This is a genomic window from Bradyrhizobium sp. Arg816 (genome assembly GCF_029989365.1).
Taxonomy (GTDB): Bacteria; Pseudomonadota; Alphaproteobacteria; order Rhizobiales; family Xanthobacteraceae; genus Bradyrhizobium.
The window spans coordinates 1-1,187 of sequence record NZ_JAPRAQ010000080.1; the positions used below are offsets into that span (position 1 = coordinate 1).

The window sequence follows — 1,187 nt, forward strand, 5'->3', positions numbered from 1 at the left end:
GAACGACTGCACGCCCGCAACATCAATGAAAGCTATCTTGTCATCCTGGCATTGGCTGAAATCCCGGATGAGATTGTTGGCACCGACGGTCATCACACCATTGTCCTTGAATACAAACGTATCGGCACCTCCATGAGCATTGCCGCTCAGCTCGCCATCTCCCCACATCTCATTGCTGACCGTGCCACCTTGCCCAGCCGTCCCCGCGTATAGGACATCGCTGCCGCCCTTGGCACGACCGGACATTTGCGCCGCATCGCCCCACAAGAAGTTGTCGACCCGGCCGACTTCAACGGCGTGGCCGCCGACGAGAAGATCATCGCCTCCTTGGGCCGCCCCGCCCATGGCCTGGGCGTCGCCATAGAGCTGGTTCCCAACATCAGTCGCCGACCTGTCGCCGCCGCTGAGACTGTCATTACCTCCGCTGGCGGCGTCGAGCATCGTAACAGCATCGCCGACGGCGAAGTTCTTGCTCCCCTGCAACGTCGCAACGTCGTCGCCGCCTTGCGCATGGCCTGACATTGTGGCGCCGGCGTCCCCGTAAAAGGACACTGTAGAGCCGCCCTCGTTTATGAAAGTATCGTTGCCGCCCTTGGCAAAGCCGGAGATGTTGCCGCCGGCGTCGCCATAAAAGGTCTTTGACGTTACCGCCCCACCGGAGCCCATGAAACTGTCGTCGCCTCCCTCGGCATGGCCGGACATGTTACCTCCGGCATCACCATAGAACACCTGCGTGGCAAACAAGGCCCCGTTGAAGGTGTCGTTGCCACCTTTGCTGTAGCCGGTCATGTCACCGCCGGCATCTCCGTAGAATGTGTTGCCGGAGTCCGTTCTGGCTGTGAATGTGTCATCGCCGCCCTGGGCGTGGTCGGCCATGTTGCTCCCGGTGTCCCCAAAAAAGATATTTGTAGCCTGTCTGGAGCCCTGGAAGCTGTCATTGCCCCCCTTGCTGTGGCCAAACATGTCGCCGCCCGCGTCGCCATAAAAGGTGTGGGTGCCACCCTGTACCGTCTGAGTTATAAAAGTGTCGTCGCCGCCCTGAGCGTGACCCGACATGGCGCCGCCGGCATCGCCGAAGAACGTATTGATTTGCTGTCTGCCAGTTCCACTCAAGAAGGTGTCGTTGCCGCCCTTACTGTGGTCCGACATGTCCGCGCCAGCGTCCCCGTAGGCAGTGACACCAGCCA

1 protein-coding gene is annotated in these 1,187 nt (G+C 60.6%); it reads right to left on the reverse strand.

All coding sequences use genetic code 11. The features are described 5' to 3' along the window. The coding region (locus OWC48_RS45895) for a hypothetical protein (RefSeq protein ID WP_282525909.1) at positions 1-1,149 on the reverse strand (1,149 nt) is incomplete at its 3' end. Between the last annotated feature and the right edge of the window lie 38 nt (positions 1,150-1,187).